The sequence below is a fragment of the Chitinophaga sp. CC14 genome (assembly GCF_048957795.1).
GTDB classification, from domain to species: Bacteria; Bacteroidota; Bacteroidia; order Chitinophagales; family Chitinophagaceae; genus Chitinophaga; species Chitinophaga ginsengisegetis.
In genome coordinates, this window is record NZ_JARBFY010000005.1 from 2,353,419 (window position 1) to 2,374,596 (window position 21,178).

The window sequence follows — 21,178 nt, forward strand, 5'->3', positions numbered from 1 at the left end:
GCGAAAACATACATATCACGCACCTTTTCATTGTCTTGCTTGTTAGCGGGCGCATTAGCGTTTTTTGCTCTCAATGCGGCGGCAAATAATGGCTTTTTGCCCACCGATAATAACAAAGACAAAGTGAAAAAAACAGCTGACAGCCAACATTTTGTGCTGAATACAGCTATGCCCAAAACCAATCTGAGCCTCGACGCTGGCTACCGCTTTTCCGGTACCTTCAACTCAGACTTTAAGTTTACTACTACCAATAACTATAATAACGTCATTAACCTGAAAGCGGTGATGACCTATACGAAAGGTAATGTCACTTATGTAGTACCATCCAATGTCCAGGTGCAATCACAACCTCCTGGAAACATGAACTTTCAGAAACTGCAGATTATTCTGCCGCTTAAGAAAGGGTAATAAACTTAACGTTTCTTCAATTACAATATGGGCCGGTTAAAAAGTTAAACAGCTTTTTAACCGGTCCTTTTTTTGGGCGTTACATATTCTGCAATTCCTTCTGACTCACTTCCTTATAGCCCGTTTTAGGCACATCAAAATAAGAAGCAGGAATCGGGTATAATTCTATCTTCACCGCTACTACCCTGGTTTTAGATCCCGTTTTGGTAATAATCTCAAATTCCAGCGGAATTCCCTTCAGGTTCACAAAGCGACGGTTATACTGCTTATTCTCCGGCACCAGGTCGAGCGCATAATATACCTCAAAGGTTTTACCATCGGGCATGGTACCAATCGCTTTCCTGCAATCGTAGCCCGCCACCTTTTTGGTTTCAGACTGGTCCTCGAACCGGATACTTTCGTATTGCTTCAGGTCCTTCTGGTATTGCTCTTTCCCGGCACGTATCAGGTACTTATTCCCATGCTGATCTATCAGCGTGGTCATTGTTTCTGCTTTGCTGTTGATCAGGTAAGTGTAGTGAACAATATTGAAATTCATATCAATCCTGCTCAGTGGCCCGCGCATATATTGGGTGAAGGTGCTGCCTTCCAGCATGGCATCCATCTGCAGTTGCTCTGGCGGCAGTTCCATTTTGTAAACAATCTTTGCATCTGAAATAACACGCTGCGCCAGCAGTGAGCCGGTGCCGCACAGGAAGGTAAAAGTTAATAACAACCGATATAACATAGTGTGGTGTATTAATAATAAAATGGCAATCAGTGACCCATTACCAGTTAAGCTTCTCTTTGTTTAAAAACGCGGCTATTCCGCGTTTACAGTCATCATGGCCGCGGGTGGCAGCATTCAGTATGGCTGCGTGCGCCAACCCTTCCGCTACCGGTAAGTCCAACACTGTGCCAATCAATTTTTTGGTCACCTTCAGGGAATTGGCAGAAGCTTCATTACATAGGCTGGCAGCCACTTTCGCTACCTTTTGGGCTATTTCTGGCGCGGGTACCACCGCTGTGATCAGGCCATCGGCAGCCGCTTTTTCAGCCGTTACCAGTTTACCGGTCAACAATAGCTCCCGGGAGCGGCCCTCTCCTATTTTACGAACCAGGAAAACAGCCACCAGGGCAGGAATAAACCCGATTTTCACCTCGGTATATCCCATCAGCGCTTCCGGTACCGCGTAACTGAGGTCGCACAGGGTCACCAACCCGCAACCACCGGCAACAGCATGCCCTTCCACCTGGCCAATCACTATCTTATCAAGATCATAAATCTCCCGGAATAACTGCATCAGTTCCCGGGAATCAGCGAGATTTTCATCATAGGTATTTTGCTGCAGCTGCTGCAGGTATTCGAGATCGGCGCCTGCACAGAAAGCTTCCCCGTTCCCCTTCAGCACTACTACTTTCACGGCTTCATCGGCAGCCGCCGCACGGAATGCGGCACGGAGTTCTGCTACCATTGGCCCGTTGAGCGCGTTACGCTTCTCCGGCCGGTTCAGGGCGATGGTGGCTACCCGTTCCGCTACAGTATACTGGATAAAAGAAAATGCCATAAACAAAGAATTATAAGCCTTGTTTATGGCAATCTAAGCAAAAAAAATTTAATGGGTAATCTCCTGTATTACCTGACCTACATTACCGCTGGGCATCTGGATATGCAGCAAAGCAGCCAGGGTAGGCGTAATATCCGTCATACCTACTGTACGGTTGGTTTTACCCGGACGAACGCCCCAGCCCATCCATACCAGCGGGATATGCGCATCATAAGGGTACCATAATCCGTGGGTGGTTCCCACATTGCCACCATCGATATAACCCGGCGTTAGTACTACCTGTATGTCGCCGCTTCTTTTAGTGTTAAAACCGTTAGACAGCATGGTACGCATGGGTTCCGGCAGGGTAGTGCCCATGAGGTTATCTATGGAAAAGGCTTTGGCAATGGCAGGAGATTTCAGCAGTTCCCGGATCATAAACTGCCGGATGTCTGCCTCACTTTTACCTGCCTGCTCAATAGCATCATGGTTCAGCCAGAACTGGTAATTATCGGCGCCTTTCACCACATTTTTCACTCCAAACTTAGCCGCTACCTGGTCGTTCAGGGAGGCCACGGCAGCTTTATCGTCCCAGGCGCCGCCCGGCAGTTTGTTTTCTGCCATGAATCCGGGTACATGCGCTACGCCATGATCCGCGGTGATAAAGAACAGGTATTGCCCCTTGCCTACTTTCGCATCGAGGTAGGTGAAGAATGCGGCCAGGTCCTGGTCCAGGCGCAGATAAGTATCTTCTGCTTCTATTGAATTGGGACCGAACTGGTGACCTACATAATCAGGGGAAGAAAGACTGATAGCCAGCAAATCCGTTACCGGGCCTTTTCCCAGGCCATAAGCTTCCATTGCTTTTTTGGCAAATTCCAGCGTCATGGTATTACCATAGGGAGAAGCCGAAATAGCCGTATTGGCGATTTCCGACAGGTTATGCGGGAAGGAGGTGTTAGTGGCATTTTTATACTTTCCTTCGTAAGGCTTTTCATCGGCCGTACTAAGGGTATAGGTAGATACAGGATACAGTGTGGTCCATGGTTTGCTGAGATATTGCTGCGGGAATTTCTGCTGGTTAAATTCCTGCGCCCATACAGGCAGTTCATTCATGTAGTAAGTGCTGCTCACCCAGTTACCGGTGCCGGCATCATACCAGAAAGCCGCGTTGGCACTGTGTCCGGCAGGAAGAATAGCGCCGCGGTCTTTAATCGCTACACCTATCACCTTACTCTGGAAATTATTGGATAACTTCAACTCGTCGCCGATGGTGGTTACCAGCATATTCCGGGGACTCATTTTACCGGCGGCGGAAGAGCTGCCAACGGTTGTTACTGTGGTATCTTCTGCGCAGTACATGGTACGGCCCAGTTCGGGACTGTACCAGGTGTTGCCGATAATACCGTGGATAGCAGGCACAGAGCCGGTATACACACAGGTGTGACCACAGGCAGTGATGGTAGGTGTGTAATTGATCAATGTGTTTTCGCAGGAAAAACCGTCCTGCAGCAAACGCTTAAAGCCACCGGCGCCATACCTGCCGGCATAGCGGTACAGGTAGTCCCACCGCATCTGGTCTACTACCATGCCTACAATGAGTTTGGGACGGGCTGTCGTGTTGGTGTTTTTAGCAGGGGAAAGCGGCTTTGGAGTAGCGTTCTGCGCTTGGCCGGCCGTAGCAGATAACAGGAATGCAGCTGCCAGGAAATGTGTAAATTTCATTAGATTGTAATAATTTAAAAGTCACTGTAACACAACAAGATAGACTGTTATGTTGCATCAATAAATGCATAAAATGGCTTGCGCCAAATGTAAACCAAGTTTACAAAAAGTAATATTTTAATACCTTTGTGTCCATTTTAAATGGAATGAATTAACCATTACATAATATATCGTATGGATATTTTCGAGAAACTGCTGAAACATCTGGGCCCTATCGGGGAACATTCAGACAGAGCCCACGGCTATTTTGCCTTTCCTAAACTGGAAGGAGAAATAGGCCCCCGCATGAACTTCCGGGGTAATGAAAAGATTGTATGGAGCCTGAACAACTATCTGGGTTTGGCCAACCACCCGGAAGTGCGCGCTACCGACGCCAAAGCTGCTGCAGACTTTGGAATGGCGTCTCCGATGGGAGCGCGTATGATGAGCGGAAATACCAACTACCATGAGCAGCTGGAAAATGAGCTGTCTGATTACATGGGTAAAGAAGCGACTACCTTACTGAACTATGGTTACCAGGGCATCATGAGTGCCATTGATGCGATAGTAGGCCGCAGGGATGTAATTGTGTATGACGCAGAGTGCCACGCCAGTATCCTGGATGGTTTACGCCTGCACCCCGGCAAACGTTATGTGTTCAAGCATAACGATATGGAAGATTTCGACAAGCAGATGAAACGTGCAACTGAACTGGCTAAAACCCAGGGTGGTGGTATACTTGTGGTAACAGAAGGCGTGTTTGGCATGGCCGGCGACCAGGGTAAACTGAAGGAAATTGCTGCGTTTAAAGATAAATATGAGTTCCGCCTGCTGGTTGATGATGCCCACGGCTTTGGAACAATGGGTAAAACCGGCGCTGGTACCGGCGAAGAACAGGGCGTTCAGGATAAGATCGACCTGTTGTTCAATACCTTTGCAAAATCCGGTGCATCTATCGGCGCTTTCATCAGCGGCGAAAAACAGATCATCAACTACCTGCGCTATAACATGCGCTCCCAGATCTTTGCTAAATCCATTCCGTTACCAATCGTTATCGGTCACCTGAAACGTGTGCAGCTGATGCGTCAGCATCCTGAAATGAAAGCGAAGCTGTGGGATAATGTGAATAAACTGCAGAATGGCCTGAAAGAACGTGGATTCAATATCGGCAGAACCAATTCACCGGTAACGCCTATCTACCTGCAGGGCGATATTCCTGAAGCTACTGCGATGTGCCTGGATCTGCGCGAAAACTATAACATCTTCTGTTCTATCGTGGTATACCCTGTTATTCCAAAAGGACAGATCATTTATCGCCTGATCCCAACCGCTGCACACAGCGATGAGGATATTGAACTTACCCTCAAGGCATTCAGCGAAACCAAAGCAAAACTGGATGAGAAAGTTTACCAGGTGGCGGAAATCCCGATGGTATAACTGACACACACTATAATATTAAAAGCCTTCCTGCTTTCCAGGAAGGCTTTTCTATTTAAAATGGGAAAAGGCCAGAGGGGTTATGGCAAAAGAAGGTACGGCAAAATAATCGGGAAAAACAAAAAGGGCTGATTTTACTCAGCCCTTTACTTCAAATCGTTCTTTCACTAGGTGTAATTTTTCATTAGATTTCATCAGGACATGGTAGAGAACAACTGGTTTTCATAGAAATTGGAATAACCAAGTGATTCCAAATATTTTATAAAAGTTTTTTTATTTTAATTCGGTCGTTTTATTCATCGATGCTTTCCAAAAATAGGTCAGATTTTACCAAAATCTATAACACATAAGTGGGATTTTGTTAATGGCTTGTTAAAGATTTATACTGCAACAATAAGTCACCAGGATGCCGGCGCGCCTCTTTTTTTCAAATCCGGGCAATAATTTTCCCTTTTGCGTAAGCCATTCCCGGGTATATCGTGGTAACTTTGCGGCGGAAGCAATACATACTCAATCCTTTAACCACTATGGCGGTGACAAGGCAAGGCGGCAGAAGTGCCTATAGCACTTTCGTTAATTAGGCCCGGGTATATTTTTAAGTCAAACTGATAAGAAACAGGTGTTCAACATTCAATGGAGCAAGCAATTTTTCCGCCTGCACAGAATCACCGGGCTGGTAGCAGGCGCTATGCTGCTATTGGTGAGCCTTACCGGCAGTATGCTGGTATTCAGCGATGAAATAGATCATGCAGTATATGCCCATGCCTATCATGTGCCACCGCAGGCTGTTCCCAGAACACTGCAGGAACAAATGAAAGATGCCCGCCAGGCACTTCCGGGAAATCCTTACCTGTTTTTTGTAAGACTCCCCCAGGCGCCTGACGAAAGTACCGTGCTGAGAGCCGAATATTCAGCAGATCACAAAGTATACATCTTCCTGAACCCTTATACCGGCAAAATATTACAGCAATACTCCAATACAGGCCATTTTACGGGTTATGTAATGTATTTGCACTTCACCCTGCTGAGTGGTAAAACAGGGGCTATAATCGTCTTAATCACAGGAATAGGGCTATTCCTGTCGGTCCTCACCGGACTGTTTGTTTACAGGCATGCGCTGGGCAAGGTACTCACCTTCCGGCAGCCATTGGAGTGGCATAACCGCACCCGGCGCTGGCGCAACCTGCACCGCATCACCGGTGTATGGGCGCTGCTGTTTAACCTGCTCATCTCTTTTACCGGCTTTATGATGGAGCTGAAAGTAATTGACGCACGGAAAAACACCAAAGCAGGATACACTGCCATCCCTTTTTCCGGCGAATATGAACCCCTGCTCATCAAAGCTACGGCCACTATTCCCGGCTTCCAGGCCACAGGCCTCCGTCCTCCCAAAAAAGCAGGCGACCCGGTACGGATACTTGGCCATGCACATGAATCTGCCTTCTTCGGCGAATACGCCTCGTCGGTATTCATCGATGAAAATGGCGCCGTTAAAAAAAAGGTGGATTTCAGCAACGCTACCATCAGCGATAAATTCAACGCCTCCATCGCTCCCCTTCACTTCGGCAACTATGGCGGCATTATTCTGAAAATCATTTATTCTCTCTTTGCCTTAACCCCTGGTGTTTTATCTGTATCAGGATTCCTGATCTGGTATCGCAGAAAGTTTATTATCAAAATACACGGAAACAGAAAATGATGGCTGTTGGCTGAAATAAAAAGGGTTCGCATAACAGCTATGCGAACCCTTTTTTATGTTGTTGAAAAGCGGAAGATTATTTCTTCAGATGCTCTTCAATTGCGGTATCATATGTTTTTTTCCAGGTACTTACATTGCCCCAGTCTTCTCCATTTACTTTAATGGATTCACCGGTTACAACACCCAGTTTTTCGTAGCGTACAGAGTTATCTGATGCATCTACCAAACCATGTAACAGTGCTTCGAACTTCTCTTTATCTGCAGGCTTAACGGTTACTACTACACGGCTCTGGCTTTCACCGAACAGGTAAGCATCTTTACGGAATTTGTTGTTGAGTGCCAGTTCAAAGCCCAGGCCGGATGGCATAGCGCTTTCCAGCAACGTAACAAATAAACCGCCGTCGCTTACATCGTGTGCGGATTGGATCAGTTTCGCCTTGTTCAGTTTGGTGATGGCCTGTTGCAGGTGCAGTTCTTCATCGAGGTTAAAATGCGGCGCAGGGCTGTATTCTATACCAATGATTTTGTGCAGGTATTCAGAGCTGTTGATATCGTTGCGGCTGCGGCCTACCAGGTATACCAGGTCGCCTTCTTCCTTGAAGTTAAGGGTGATACGCTGATCCAAAGTATCCAGGATACCCACCATACCAATGGTTGGAGTAGGATACACCGGACCGTCGGGTGACTGGTTATAGAAGCTCACGTTACCACCGGTAACAGGCGTATTGAATTTGCGGCAGGCTTCACCCATACCCTGTACTGCATGTACAAACTGGTAGTACACTTCCGGATCGTAAGGATTACCGAAGTTGAGGCAGTTGGTGATAGCTACCGGTTCGCCACCGGAGCAAACGATGTTACGTGCAGCTTCTGCTACCGCAATCTGTCCGCCTTTATGAGGATCGGCAAATACGTAACGGCCATTACAGTCGGTAGTCATGGCCAGCGCTTTCTTTGTTGGTTTTACCAACACGATAGCGGCATCGCTTGGTGCGTTGGTGCTGGCGTTGGCAGTACCCACCATGCTGTCGTACTGGTTATAGATCCAGCGTTTGGAAGCGATGTTTGGTAATGCCACCATTCTTTCTGCTACAAAACGCGGGTGTTCTGTATCAGGGATATTCTGAATATCGAATGCTTTTACTTTAGCGAAATAGGCTGGTTCTGTATAAGCGCGGTGATATTGGGGAGCGCCGCCGCCCAGTACCATACTTTCAGCAGGAACATCTGCTTCGAGTTCGCCGTTCATATAGAACTTCAGGTTTTTATCTTTGGTTACTTCACCGATCTGAACGCAGTGCAGGTCCCATTTTTCGAAGATATCCAGCACTGGTTTTTCTTCTCCTTTCTTCACTACTATCAGCATGCGCTCCTGGCTTTCGCTCAGCAGCATTTCCCATGCTTTCATATCTTTCTGGCGGGTAGGTACTTTATCTAACCAGATGTTCATACCATGTTCGCCTTTCGCGCTCATTTCTGCAGTAGAGCAGGTGATACCGGCAGCGCCCATATCCTGCATACCAATAATAGCATTGGTTTTGATGATTTCCAGGCAGGCTTCCAGCAGTTTCTTTTCCTGGAAAGGATCTCCTACCTGAACGGCCGGTAAATCTTCCACGCTGTCTTCTGTGATATTGGCGGAAGCGAAAGAAGCGCCCCCGATACCGTCTTTACCGGTAGCGGAACCAACAATGAAAACAGGATTTCCTTCACCGTATGAAGTAGCGGAAACGGTTTGACCAACTTTTACGATACCTGCGCTGAACGCATTTACGAGTGGGTTGGTGCCATAGCATTCTTCAAAATAAGTTTCACCGCCTACGGTAGGAACGCCGAAGCAGTTACCGTAGTGGCCTATACCATGTACAATACCTTTTACCAGGTGTTGTGTTTTCTTATCATTAATATTACCAAAGCGAAGAGAGTTCAGTGCGGCAATGGGACGGGCGCCCATTGTAAAGATATCGCGGTGAATACCACCAACACCGGTAGCTGCGCCCTGGAAGGGTTCGATAGCGGAAGGGTGGTTATGCGATTCTATTTTAAATACCACCGCGTAGCCATCACCTATATCTACCAGACCGGCATTTTCTTCTCCTGCTTTAACCAGGAGCCTGTCGCCTTCGCGGGGCAGAGACTTCAGCCAGACGATTGAGTTTTTGTAAGAGCAGTGTTCACTCCACATTACTGAGTACATACTTAACTCGGTAAAATTGGGGGTACGGCCTAAAATAGATTTAATTCGTTCAAACTCGTCAGCGGTAAGTCCTAGCTGTTCAGCAATTTCTACGGTGGTTTGCATGTATTTAAGTATAAAAAACGAGATATTTAAAAGAAGTCGCAAAAGTACATGATTTTCCTTCAAATGCCAAGAGTACCCCGTGGTGGCTTTTCTGCTGTTTTTTTGCAGCCCGTTATCATATTATTTATTTTTAAATTCATCAGATTCAAAGTCGATCCGCTCCAAATATTTAATGAAATGATAAAAAAATACCCCTTTTAAAGCCCTAAATGTAATTTTTCAATTAAAATGAACAATTTATTTGCATTTATAGCGATGGATGCGTTCTTTTGTGTAAAATAATTTACAGCATGCAATCGTTACGTTTCAAAGCGCTGGAAGGATTAGCTGGCGTAGACTCCACTCTCACCGAACATGACGGTAAAATTACCGATGTATTTGGCAGCAATGTTTTCTCTGGTAAAGTTGTTCGGGAATATCTGAGCGATGAGGCTTATAAGAGCCTGATGAACTCTGTTAAAAATGGCACCAAGCTGGAACGTAAGATGTCCGAGCAGATCGCTTCAGGCATGAAAGCATGGGCGATGAAAAAAGGTGTGACTCACTACACACACTGGTTTCAGCCATTGACCGGCACTACCGCAGAAAAACATGATTCATTTTTCACTTTGAAAGGTGATGGCACTGCACTGGAAACCTTTGATGGTGATGCACTGGTACAACAGGAACCAGATGCTTCCAGTTTCCCTAACGGTGGTTTGAGAGCTACCTTCGAAGCCCGCGGCTACACTGCCTGGGATCCTTCCTCTCCTGCATTCATCCTTGAGCAGGGTTATGGTAAAACACTCTGCATACCTACTATCTTTGTTGCCTACACCGGCGAATCCCTGGATTACAAAGCACCACTGCTGAAAGCACTGGCTGCAATGGACAAAGCTGCAGTAGACGTATGTAACTATTTCGATAAGAACGTTACTAAAGTAACCGGTACCCTGGGTTGGGAACAGGAATACTTCCTGGTAGACGAAACTATGGCTAACGCCCGTCCTGATCTGATCATGACCGGTCGTACCGTTGTTGGTCACGCTCCATCCAAAGGTCAGCAGCTGGAAGATCACTACTTCGGTGCTATCCCTGAGCGCGCTTACGCTTACATGCGCGATTTCGAAGTAGAATCCTACAAACTGGGTATTCCTTTAAGAACCCGTCATAATGAAGTTGCTCCTTCTCAGTTCGAGTGCGCTCCAATATTTGAAGAAGTAAACATCGCAGTGGATCACAACTCCCTGCTGATGGATGTAATGAATAAAGTGGCAAAACGTCACAAACTGAAAGTGTTACTGCACGAGAAACCTTTTGCAGGCATCAACGGTTCCGGTAAACACAACAACTGGAGCATGTCCACCGATACCGGTGTAAACCTGCTGGCTCCCGGTAAAACACCGAAGACCAACCTGATGTTCCTCACTTTCTTTGTGAACACCATTAAAGCAGTACATGACTACGCTGACCTGATGAGAGCTGCGATTGCTTCTCCAAGCAACGATTTCCGTCTGGGCGCTAACGAAGCACCTCCTGCTATCATTTCCGTATTTACCGGTAAATACCTGTTCGATGTTCTGCAGGAAGTTAAAAACCGCGTAAACAACAAGTTCGACGAACAGGACGAAGCTATCCTGAAACTGGATCTGCACCGTCATATTCCTGAATTGTTGCTGGATAACACCGATCGTAACCGTACTTCTCCTTTTGCTTTCACCGGCAACAAGTTTGAATTCCGCGCGGTAGGTTCCTCTGCTAACTGTGCTTCTGCAATGACCGTTCTGAATACTATCATGGCTAAAACCCTGGTTGACTTCAAAGCAGAAGTAGATTCACTGATCGAAAAAGGCGAGAAAAAAGAGATTGCGATCATGCAAACTCTTCGTAAATATATTGTAGATTCGGAAAAAATACTGTTCGAAGGCGACGGATACAGCGAAGAATGGGAGAAAGAAGCTGAAAGAAGAGGTTTACCAAATGTGAAAACCACTCCTAAAGCTCTGGATGCAATGATCACTCCTAAAGCAACCAAACTTTATGCTGAAACCGGCGTTTACAACGAAAAAGAACTGCACGCACGTCACGAAATTCTGCTGGAAGATTATGTGAAGAAAGTGCAGATCGAAGCCCGCGTAATCGGCGATCTCGCTACCAACACTATCCTCCCGTCTGCTATCAGCTACCTGAACGACCTCGTAACTAATATCAACGGTCTGAAAGGAATCGGCCTGGGCGACGAATCAGTAAAAGCTCAAAAACAAATTGCTGCTAAAATAGCTGAACATATTAATGTTATTAGTGAAAATGTACAGGCTATGATCGAGGCGCGTAAGGTAGCTAACAAGCTTACCGACAGCCGTCAGAAAGCGATTGACTACTGTGAAAAGATTAAGCCGTACTTTGATGTTATCCGCTACCACTCCGACAAACTGGAGTTCCTGGTGGACGACAAAAAATGGGCGCTGCCTAAATACAGAGAGCTGCTTTTCTTGCGATAAAACCGTAAGATTGTTTTGGTGTATGATTAGCCCCGGATTTTCATCCGGGGCTTTGTTTTTGAAATATCCCCCCGTGTCCGCTTAATAACATCCGGCAGCCGGATACAACTAATTCCTTATCTTCGCTGTACCAAAAAATTTTACATCCTTCCTACTTCCAGATACACCTCAATAGCGAGTTTTTCTTAATCCAAAAAGATCCCCAACATGAAAAAGTGTTACCATCCGGCACTTGGTGCCATCGCCTTGCTATTTACAATGCTGCTCAGCAATTGTGTAAAGCCCCCGATTATTATCCCCGGTCAGAAACATTACCAAGTTGCCCAATTAATGGGAGAGATCCCATTCCGCGGGCCGGATACCATCCGGGTCAGCTACAACTCCAAACATTATCCCATCCAGATTGCCGGTCAACACATCAGTACCGGTTATCCCCAGTACTTATTTGGATACGACGACCAGTACAGGCTCAGGATTCTGATAGGCGCCTATTACGACGGTAATCCTGCCTACGAACTGGCGCACAAGTATTTATGTGACTCAAAGAAAAGAGTGATTTTGGACAGTACTTTTGAATTCGGCCACTACGACAGAAATACCCTCACCCTGATTGATTTCCATCTTTTATTCTCGTTCAAAAAATACGTATATGATAACCAGGACAGAATTACCCAGGTAACAGAAGAACGCTTCCCTGGCACCTCTTATACCGAAATGCGTACCACTACATTCTTTTACAATTCGTCCGGCAACGCATATAAGATTAATTCTGTCATAAAATATTCTGACAACAGCATCTCCTCCTCTGATGTATTTCCAGTGTACGACAATAAAGTAAACCCTCATCAGCTGCATCCGGTTTGGCAACTGATAGATATTGATTACAGCAGAAACAATGCGTTTATAGCTGATTCATACAATAATTACGGACTGCCGGTACATATTAATACTGGAGCCAAATTGAGTGAAATTGTATTCCTGTTAAACTCTTTCAGTAGTCTTGAAATCGCTTATGAATATAAGTAAGCCATACTTTCTGCGGATGTAAAAAGCATAAAAAAAGTCCTCCTGATCAGGAGGACTTTTCAAAATAATATATCCGTTACCGTTATACCAGCTTAAACGTTTCTGTAAACTTCGTGGTAAAGTTACCTTTACGGAAGTTTTCATCGCGCATCAGTTGCTGGTGGAAAGGAATCGTTGTTTTCACCCCTTCAATCACAAACTCACTGAGGGCGCGTTCCATTGTGTTGATCGCTTCCTCACGGGTTTGCGCCATGGTGATAATTTTCGCCACCATAGAATCATAGTACGGCGGAATTACATAACCGGCATAGATGTGTGAATCCACTCTCACACCATGACCACCGGGAATATGCAGGGTAGTAATTTTACCCGGAGACGGACGGAAATCGTTGTAAGGATCTTCCGCATTGATACGGCACTCGATGGCGTGCATCTGTGGCGTGTAATTTTTTCCGGAGATAGGAATACCTGCAGCAATTTTGATCTGCTCTTTTACCAGGTCGAAGTTGATCACTTCTTCCGTAACCCCGTGTTCTACCTGGATACGGGTGTTCATTTCCATGAAGTAGAAATTGCGGTGCTTGTCTACCAGGAATTCAATGGTACCTACGCTTTCATAATTGATAGCGCTGGCGGCCCTGATAGCAGCATCTCCCATTTTCTCACGCAGTTCAGGCGTCATGAACGGAGAAGGTGATTCTTCTACCAGCTTCTGGTGACGACGCTGGATAGAGCAATCCCTTTCGCTGAGGTGACATACTTTACCGTATTGATCGCCCGCTACCTGGATTTCAATATGGCGGGGTTCTTCCACGAATTTCTCCATGTAGATACCGTCATTGCTGAAGGATGCACGGGCTTCATTTTTAGCCATGTTGTAGGCTGTTTCCAGCTCACTTTCTTCCCATACCACACGCATACCTTTACCACCGCCACCGGCAGTAGCTTTGATGATTACCGGAAGGCCCATGCTTTTAGCGATGGCTTTCGCCTCTTCCACGCTCTGGAGCAAACCTTCAGAACCTGGAATAACCGGTACACCGGCAGCAATCATGGTTTCTTTGGCAGTCATCTTATCTCCCATTCTGCGGATCATTTCCGGAGTGGGGCCGATGAACTTAATACCGTGTTCACCACAGATTTCAGCGAAGCGGGCATTTTCTGCCAGGAAGCCATATCCGGGGTGGATCGCATCTGCATTGGTGATTTCTGCAGCTGCCATCAGGTGAGGGATGTTCAGATAAGACTCTGAGCTTTGTGGCTTGCCTATGCATACTGCTTCATCGGCAAATTTCACATGCAGACTGTCTTTATCCGCTGTTGAATAAACTGCCACCGTCTTAATACCCATTTCCTTACAGGTACGGATAATCCGAAGGGCAATTTCACCACGGTTGGCAATCAATATTTTTTTGAACATTGTTTTCCTTATAAGTTAATAATAGCTGTTAGCTTTTAGCTGTTAGCCTTTAGCGATCAGCGCACTACCATTGGTAAGTCTGAAAACTAAAGGCTAACGGGTAAAGGCTATTATTATGGTTCAACTAAAAATAAAGGTTGATCATATTCTACCGGAGAAGCGTCATCTACCAGTACTTTCACGATTTTCCCACTTACTTCACTCTCTATTTCGTTGAATAACTTCATTGCTTCGATGATGCATACCACTTTACCGGAAGTTACTTCGTCACCAACATTTACGAATGGTGCTTTATCCGGGCCGGCGCTGCGGTAGAAGGTACCAATCATGGGAGATTTGATGGTTACCAGGTTATCTGCTTTGGCAGGTGCAGCGGCTGGTGCTGCGGTGGCCGGAGCTGCTGCAGGAGTTACAGCGGCTACTGCCTGTACGGGTGCCATAGTTGCAGGAACAGTGATTACCTGCTGAACTTCATTATCCTTCTGCTTTATTGTAATCTTAAACTTGTCCTGTTCAATGCTCAGTTCACTGATATTTGATTTGTTGATCATTTTTACCAGTTCCTGAATCTGTTTAAAGTCCATGTAGACAGTTTTTGGTTTAGAAATATATAGAATATGACAAATACTATTTCACGCATTCAGGAACTTTGTTTCAGAAAGATATCTCTCAGAAACAAAATTCCTTTTCTCCGAAAACCAGTATTTCAGAAATGCTTATGCTTTTACTCTTTCGATGTATTCACCATTTTTGGTGTTCACACGGATCAGTTCTCCCTCGTCTACAAACAGTGGAACCATAACAGTGGCGCCGGTTTCAACAGTAGCTGGCTTCAGGGTACGGGTAGCCGTATCACCTTTCACTCCGGGTTCAGAATAAGTTACCAGTACTACAATTTTATCAGGTAATTCAACAGCCATGTACTGATCGGTTTCTGTATTGATCTGTACACTTACTTCCTGTCCTTCTTTCAGGAACTGAGGTGCATCGATAGCTGTTTCCGGCATAGCGATCTGCTCAAATGTTTCATTGTCCATGAAGTTGTAGCCGGTATCATCTTTATATAAATACTGAAAAGGTTTCTTCTCAATACGGATCGGAAAGATAGTATCACCTGAGTTCCAGGTGTGCTCAATGGAACGGCTATTGTCAACGCCCTTCAATTTAGCCCAAACCTTTGCGGCTGCACGGGCGGTTTTGTTCTGACCAAACTCTACAACAGAATACAAGCTGTTGTCCAGCTTGATAATTAATCCTGTTCTGATATCTGCGGTGGTAGCCATAAATAGGTTACTGATTTTAAGTTAAAAATTTATACGGATTGCAAAAGTAAAAATTTTCGCATATGAACAAGCAACTAATTCCCAAAATTAGAGAGATTAGTCCCTTTTCGGCTCAATTTTCGGCTTTTTTATTCAAATAATGACATTTATCCGGTAATTTTAAACTCAAATCAAGAAACTTTTATAAGTATGCGCTACGTGTTTTTCGTTATTTTAAGCTGTTTACCCGTGTTTTTGATGGCCCAAACGCCTGCTAATTCCAGCACCAAAGCACCTTATTTACAATACCCGATTATACCCGCCTTTCCGCTAAGCCTTGTTGATGGCCACACTATTACCAAAAATGACCTGAAGAAAAATGAGAAAACCATGCTCTTTGTATTCAGTGTAGATTGTGATCACTGCAAACACCTCACCGAGGAAATGTTGAAAAATATAGACAAGTTCAAAAAAACACAGATTGTGATGGTCACTCCCTTCAGAGTGGAACAAATGAAGGAATATTACGACCATTACAAAATCCAGAACTATCCCAACATCATCATGGCCAGTGAACCTTCCCGGCAGATCATGTACTTTTATGACCTCCATTATTTCCCTGGCCTGTATATATATAATAAGAAACAACAGTTTGTAAAAGGTTTTGAGGGAACAGTAAAGCTCGATTCGCTGCTACTTTACCTCAACAAATAATGCTTTGTGAAAATGTAGCCGCCAGCGGATTATTGTAAGGCCGAATCATTACATTTGTTTAATCACATTCATTCTTCACTTTTAAAGCTAAAGACAAAATGAAAGTTACAGTAGTAGGAGCCGGGAATGTAGGCGCAACGTGTGCCAATGTACTGGCCCACAAAGATTTTCTGCAGGAGGTGGTTTTATTGGATATTAAAGAAGGAACGGCTGAAGGTAAGGCGCTGGACACATGGCAGCAGGCTCCCATTGATTATTACAGCACCAAAATTACAGGGGTAACCAACGATTACACCAAAACCGCGAACAGCGATGTAGTGGTAATCACTTCCGGGCTTCCCCGTAAACCAGGTATGAGCAGGGATGACCTGATTTCTACCAATGCCAATATTGTGAAATCGGTTACCGAAAATATTACAAAACATTCTCCGGATGCCATCATTATTATTGTAAGCAACCCGCTGGATGTAATGACCTATTGCAGTTACCTCACCGCAAAGAAAGACAGCAGCAAGGTATTTGGTATGGCAGGCATCCTGGATACTGCCCGTTACCGCGCTTTCCTGGCCGATGAAATAGGCTGCTCACCAAAAGACATCCAGGCGATCCTGATGGGTGGTCATGGCGATACAATGGTGCCTTTGCCCCGTTATACCACTGTTGGCGGTATTCCCGTAACAGAACTGGTATCCAACGAAAAACTGGAAGCTATTATCCAGCGCACAAAAGTAGGTGGCGGTGAAATCGTGAACCTCCTCGGTACTTCTGCATGGTATGCTCCCGGCGCCGCAGCTGCACAGATGGTGGAAGCCATTGTAAAAGATGAAAAACGCATTTTCCCCGTTTGCGCATGGCTTACCGGCCAGTACGGACTGAAAGATATTTACCTGGGCGTACCCGTAGTATTGGGTAAAAAAGGAATCGAGAAAATCATCGAACTACAACTCAATCCTGCCGAAAAAGAATTACTGAATACCTCTGCACAACATGTAAAAGAAGTGATGGACGTATTGGATAAAATGCAATCCGCTACTGCCTGATCAGAATTCCACTGATTTTATTCTTTAAAAAATTTTGGGGAGATGAAAGCAATACGTCGCTTTCTTCTCCCCACATCTTTTTAAAATCTCTCCTGCTGAATATAAATCCGCATTTATTCGTAATTTTACCCCGATCCTGAAATTGGCTAAAGCAGTCTAAATGAAGCAGTTCTAAATAGTTTCATAAAATTTGGTTTAACTCTGAATATATGTCTAACCTGGAAAAACTGATTACGCAAAAAACATTTGAAAACGAAAATCAACGAGGTCTGATAAGCCTGATTTTCATCGGGAACTGGATAACGTCCCGTCATCAGCAATTTTTTAAACGCTATGGTATCACCATGCAGCAGTTTAATATCCTGCGGATTCTTCGGGGGCAACATCCCCAGGCCGCCAGCATCAACATCTTAAAGGAAAGAATGCTCGATAAAATGAGCGACGTATCCCGCCTGGTAGAAAGGCTCCGCAAAGCAGACCTGGTGGAACGTAAGAACAGTGAAATGGACAGGCGCGCAGTAGACGTCCGTATCAACGACAAGGGCCTGCAGCTGCTGAAGTTAATCGATAACGAAATCAGGCAACTGGATAACACCCTCCAGTCGTTAAACGAGAAAGAAGTTATCCAGCTGAATAAATTACTGGATAAAATGCTGGACAGCTATCATTAATTAAATCTCTTCCAGGTAGTTAAGATCTTTGCCAAACGTTTCTTCCACCTTCCAGGCTGTAATCAACGCAACGCCAATACAAACCACCGCCACAATAGCCCCGCTTTGAAGGAAAGTAAAATATTTCTGTACTTGTATAAATAAGATAGAGATCAACGGTAGCATTCCCCTTGCAAAGTTAGGAACAGTAGTAGCCACGGTAGCCCGCAGATTGGTACCAAAGCTTTCGGCTGCAATCGTCACAAAAATTGCCCAGAACCCCACGCTGAAGCCGAGTATACAACATACGGTATAAAACACCCATGTTTCCACACCATGCAGGTTTAAATATACTGCTACCATTATCCCGGTTAAAGCGAGGAATAACAGCATCACCTTCCGGCGGCTTCTCCATAACTGGCTGATTAAACCGGAGGCGAAATCGCCCACTACCAGTCCGGCGTAACAAAATGCTATCGCATCGCCAGGACTGATGGCGCCTTTTACGTTCATCATAGTGGCAAACTTGTTGGAGAAAGCAATGAGGATGCCCACCACAAACCACGTAGGAGTACCCAGCAACATACATTTCAGGTATTTGATAAACCGTTCGCGGTTGGTGAACAATGCCATAAAACTTCCCCTGGAAGCGGCAGACGACTTTACCGCATTAAACAAATGCGATTCCATAACGCTTACCCGCAGCACCAGCAATGCCAGTCCCAATCCGCCTCCTATGAAATAACAGATGCGCCAGTCGCCCACCAGTTTAGCGATGAGGTTGGCTGCCACTGCGCCGGAAACCCCTACGGTAGCTACAATCATGGTACCATAGCCCCGCTTCTCTTTCGGCAGTATTTCCGACACCAGCGTAATACCTGCGCCCAGCTCTCCTGCCAGCCCGAAGCCAGCCACAAAGCGCCATAGCACGTATCCGTTGATGCCCTGTACAAAGCCATTGGCAATATTGGCAACAGAATAAATGAGGATAGAACCGAACAATACGCTCAGCCTTCCTTTTTTATCTCCGATAATACCCCAGAAAATCCCCCCGATGAGTAATCCCACCATCTGGATATTAATCAGCAGCAGACCGGCGCCGGCATCAATTTCACTATCAGGTAATCCAAGTGATTTCAAACTCGGAACCCTTACAATTGTAAATAGCAGGAGATCGTAAATATCCACGAAATAGCCCAGCGATGCCACTATAACGGCAATATTGAAAATGGAGACGGGACGGTTGTCGGCTTTCATCTTTTAATTTGGTTGACGATAATAACGGGAATAAAAAAAAGGGCCTCATTTAAAGGCCCTTTTAAAGATATAAAAAATTATAATGGAGAATCAGTTTTTTCTGTTTCAGCAGGTGTGTGTGCATGCTGCGGTTTTGCTTTACCAAATATTACTTTAATAAGTACCGGTAAGGTAGTGATCACTACTATTACCAGGATGATCAGTTCCAGGTGATTTTTCAGATTAGGAAAAGCTCTATCCAGGTAGTGGCCCGCCAGCATCATGGAAAATACCCATGCAAAGGAGCCGATAATATTAAAGAACATAAATTTCTTACCGTCCATGCCAACCATACCCGCCACTATAGGCGCAAAAGTACGGATGATAGGCAGGAAGCGGGCAAAGAAGATAGCGCCGCCGCCATACTTCACAAAAAACTCATGGGCCTGGTGCAGGTGTTTCTTTCTGAAAAAGAAAGTATCCTTCTTCTTAAATAAAATAGGTCCGGATTTTTTACCAAACCAGAAGCCAACCATATTTCCGAGCACACCGGCGGTGGCAATCAGGAACATAATCACCACAAATGGAAGATCAAAGAAGCTGCGGCAAAGGTCTTCGCTGTAGATACCCGCTACAAAGAGCAGGGAATCCCCCGGCAAGAAGAATCCAATGAAAAGACCTGTTTCTGCAAATATAATTGCCAGTAACAGGTAAAGGCCACCATGTTCAATAATCCACGAGGGATTAATGAGGTGTTTAAAAAACTCAATAATCTGGTCCATGCTAAATACGCTATTTCTATTTCTGAAGTGGTAAAATAATCAATAAACTGTTACGCATTTGTTAAGTTAGGCTTTGGCAATATCTTCTGTTGGCGGCGTAAGCTTGTTTTCCCATTTGGAAACCACGGCAGTAGCCATTGCATTTCCGATAACATTTGTAGCAGAACGGCCCATGTCCAGCAAATGATCCACCCCCAGCAGTAATATCAGGCCGGCTTCAGGGATCTTGAACATCGACAGTGTACCGGCAATTACCACCAGGGAAGCGCGGGGTACGCCCGCAATACCTTTACTGGTAATCATTAATACCAGCAACATGGTAATCTGCTGGTCGATGCTCAGGTGCATACCATATGCCTGGGCAATAAATAAGCTGGCAAAAGTCATGTACATCATAGATCCATCCAGGTTAAAGGAGTAGCCCAGGGGTAATACAAAGCTGACAATGCGGCTGTCGCAGCCAAATTTTTCCAGCTCTTCCATTGTACGTGGATAGGCCGCTTCACTGCTGGCTGTGCCAAAAGCCAGTAACAGCGGGTCTTTGATCATTCCCAGGAGTTTGAATACCTGTTTGCCCAGGATCAGTCCACCTACCAGGGAAATAACCACCCACAAACACAGGAGTCCGAAATAAAACTGTAAAATAAACTTACCATAGGTTACCAGTACAACAGGGCCTTTCAGGGCGATGATACCGGCCATAGCGCCAAATACTGCGAACGGGGCGAAGTTCATTACAAAACCGGTTACTTTCAGCATGATGTGGGCAACACTGTCCAGCAGCTTTACCACCGGGTTGGCTTTTTCACCTATGGCTGCCGCTGCTACGCCAAAGAAAATGGCAAATACCACGATCTGTAGTATTTCATTATGCGCCATTGCATCTACTACGCTGTCCGGTACTACGTGACGGAAAAATCCTTTCAGGGTCATATCCGCCTTGGCAATGCCGGAAGAGGCATGTTCATCAGGCAGGGGCAACGCCAGTGATAATCCTGGTTTGAGCAGGTTAACCAATACCAGGCCGAGAAACAATGATACAAAGGTTGCACTGATAAACCACAGCATCGTTTTTCCGCCGATACGGCCAACGGCTTTTATGTCGCCCAGCTTGGCCACTCCCACCACGAGGGTGGAGAATACCAGCGGGGCAATGATCATTTTAACAAGACGGAGGAAGATATCTGTAAGAATGGAGATATTATCAGCGAAGATCTGCGGTGTGTCTTTGGCGCCTGTTGTAACAGGAGCATTACCATAGGTAAGGAAAACACCGTAACCTGTACCTATTCCGATTACCATAGCAATGAATATATATAAAGTAAGCAGATTCGATGATTTCTTCATGCGTAGCCAGAATTTATCTTGTATAATTAAAAGTTGTAACCGGAAAATTTCCCAAAAATAAGGTTAAGCAGCTAAACATGCGCTTTAGCAGGTAAAATAAAACTATCTGTTTTTGATTTTAGATATTATATTTGGCGATCAACAG

18 protein-coding genes are annotated in these 21,178 nt (G+C 45.3%); 8 read left to right on the forward strand and 10 right to left on the reverse strand.

Annotation, left to right across the window (positions count from 1 at the left end; all coding sequences use genetic code 11):
- Positions 1-123 precede the first annotated feature (123 nt).
- On the forward strand, positions 124-408 hold the full coding sequence (locus PV783_RS29025) for a hypothetical protein (RefSeq protein WP_133256166.1): 285 nt from the start codon (positions 124-126) through the stop codon (positions 406-408).
- Positions 409-487: 79 nt separating this feature from the next.
- On the opposite strand, the gene PV783_RS29030 is transcribed toward PV783_RS29025, so the two are convergent.
- From PV783_RS29030 to pafA, 3 genes are read right to left on the reverse strand one after another with little or no spacing between them, the layout of a single operon-like run.
- Positions 488-1,135, reverse strand: a complete 648-nt coding sequence (locus tag PV783_RS29030; protein WP_420990513.1) for a hypothetical protein — start codon at positions 1,133-1,135, stop codon at positions 488-490.
- A gap of 40 nt (positions 1,136-1,175) precedes the next feature.
- On the reverse strand, positions 1,176-1,955 hold the full coding sequence (locus PV783_RS29035; protein WP_420990514.1) for an enoyl-CoA hydratase/isomerase family protein: 780 nt from the start codon (positions 1,953-1,955) through the stop codon (positions 1,176-1,178).
- 48 nt (positions 1,956-2,003) lie between these two features.
- Positions 2,004-3,659: an alkaline phosphatase PafA gene (gene pafA / locus PV783_RS29040; protein ID WP_420990515.1), complete on the reverse strand. Its 1,656-nt coding sequence runs from the start codon at positions 3,657-3,659 to the stop codon at positions 2,004-2,006.
- A 174-nt stretch (positions 3,660-3,833) separates the two neighbouring features.
- On the opposite strand from pafA, the gene PV783_RS29045 reads away from it, so the two are divergent.
- The gene (locus PV783_RS29045) at positions 3,834-5,075 is read left to right on the forward strand and encodes an aminotransferase class I/II-fold pyridoxal phosphate-dependent enzyme (RefSeq protein ID WP_111577865.1); all 1,242 of its coding nucleotides are present in this window, start codon (positions 3,834-3,836) and stop codon (positions 5,073-5,075) included.
- Between the two features lie 619 nt (positions 5,076-5,694).
- Positions 5,695-6,774 (forward strand): PepSY-associated TM helix domain-containing protein, encoded by a 1,080-nt coding sequence (locus tag PV783_RS29050; protein WP_420990516.1) that lies wholly within the window; start codon positions 5,695-5,697, stop codon positions 6,772-6,774.
- A 76-nt stretch (positions 6,775-6,850) separates the two neighbouring features.
- On the opposite strand, the gene purL is transcribed toward PV783_RS29050, so the two are convergent.
- The gene (gene purL, locus PV783_RS29055; protein WP_420990517.1) at positions 6,851-9,076 is read right to left on the reverse strand and encodes a phosphoribosylformylglycinamidine synthase subunit PurL; all 2,226 of its coding nucleotides are present in this window, start codon (positions 9,074-9,076) and stop codon (positions 6,851-6,853) included.
- 290 nt (positions 9,077-9,366) lie between these two features.
- Between purL and PV783_RS29060 the strand changes: the two genes are divergently transcribed.
- Together PV783_RS29060 and PV783_RS29065 are read left to right on the forward strand one after the other, a co-directional pair.
- Positions 9,367-11,556 carry a glutamine synthetase III gene (locus tag PV783_RS29060; RefSeq protein WP_111577867.1) on the forward strand — a complete coding sequence of 730 codons (2,190 nt, stop codon included), beginning with the start codon at positions 9,367-9,369 and terminating at the stop codon, positions 11,554-11,556.
- Positions 11,557-11,763: 207 nt separating this feature from the next.
- A complete protein-coding gene (locus PV783_RS29065) occupies positions 11,764-12,582 on the forward strand; it encodes a hypothetical protein (protein ID WP_420990518.1) in 819 nt (272 codons plus the stop codon).
- A gap of 82 nt (positions 12,583-12,664) precedes the next feature.
- Here PV783_RS29065 and accC read toward each other — a convergent pair whose 3' ends face one another.
- From accC to efp, 3 genes are all read right to left on the reverse strand, one after another.
- Positions 12,665-14,002 carry an acetyl-CoA carboxylase biotin carboxylase subunit gene (gene accC, locus PV783_RS29070; protein WP_079470732.1) on the reverse strand — a complete coding sequence of 446 codons (1,338 nt, stop codon included), beginning with the start codon at positions 14,000-14,002 and terminating at the stop codon, positions 12,665-12,667.
- A gap of 113 nt (positions 14,003-14,115) precedes the next feature.
- On the reverse strand, positions 14,116-14,586 hold the full coding sequence (gene accB / locus PV783_RS29075; RefSeq protein ID WP_420990519.1) for an acetyl-CoA carboxylase biotin carboxyl carrier protein: 471 nt from the start codon (positions 14,584-14,586) through the stop codon (positions 14,116-14,118).
- Between the two features lie 132 nt (positions 14,587-14,718).
- Entirely contained in the window at positions 14,719-15,285 is a 567-nt protein-coding gene (gene efp, locus PV783_RS29080) for an elongation factor P (RefSeq protein WP_079470734.1), read from the reverse strand.
- Between the two features lie 189 nt (positions 15,286-15,474).
- Here efp and PV783_RS29085 point away from each other — a divergent pair, with 189 nt between their 5' ends.
- From PV783_RS29085 to PV783_RS29095, 3 genes are all read left to right on the forward strand, one after another.
- Positions 15,475-15,978, forward strand: a complete 504-nt coding sequence (locus PV783_RS29085) for a peroxiredoxin family protein (protein WP_079470735.1) — start codon at positions 15,475-15,477, stop codon at positions 15,976-15,978.
- Between the two features lie 98 nt (positions 15,979-16,076).
- Complete coding sequence (mdh, locus tag PV783_RS29090; RefSeq protein WP_079470736.1) at positions 16,077-17,018, forward strand: malate dehydrogenase; 942 nt, start codon at positions 16,077-16,079, stop codon at positions 17,016-17,018.
- A gap of 209 nt (positions 17,019-17,227) precedes the next feature.
- Entirely contained in the window at positions 17,228-17,689 is a 462-nt protein-coding gene (locus PV783_RS29095; RefSeq protein ID WP_079470737.1) for a MarR family winged helix-turn-helix transcriptional regulator, read from the forward strand.
- On the opposite strand, the gene PV783_RS29100 is transcribed toward PV783_RS29095, so the two are convergent.
- The 3 genes from PV783_RS29100 to PV783_RS29110 all read right to left on the reverse strand — a co-directional run bounded on the left by PV783_RS29100 (position 17,690) and on the right by PV783_RS29110 (position 21,033).
- Positions 17,690-18,925 carry an MFS transporter gene (locus PV783_RS29100; RefSeq protein WP_079470738.1) on the reverse strand — a complete coding sequence of 412 codons (1,236 nt, stop codon included), beginning with the start codon at positions 18,923-18,925 and terminating at the stop codon, positions 17,690-17,692.
- 77 nt (positions 18,926-19,002) lie between these two features.
- Entirely contained in the window at positions 19,003-19,686 is a 684-nt protein-coding gene (locus PV783_RS29105; protein WP_079470739.1) for a DedA family protein, read from the reverse strand.
- A gap of 66 nt (positions 19,687-19,752) precedes the next feature.
- Positions 19,753-21,033 carry a dicarboxylate/amino acid:cation symporter gene (locus tag PV783_RS29110; RefSeq protein WP_111577869.1) on the reverse strand — a complete coding sequence of 427 codons (1,281 nt, stop codon included), beginning with the start codon at positions 21,031-21,033 and terminating at the stop codon, positions 19,753-19,755.
- Positions 21,034-21,178: the final 145 nt, after the last annotated feature.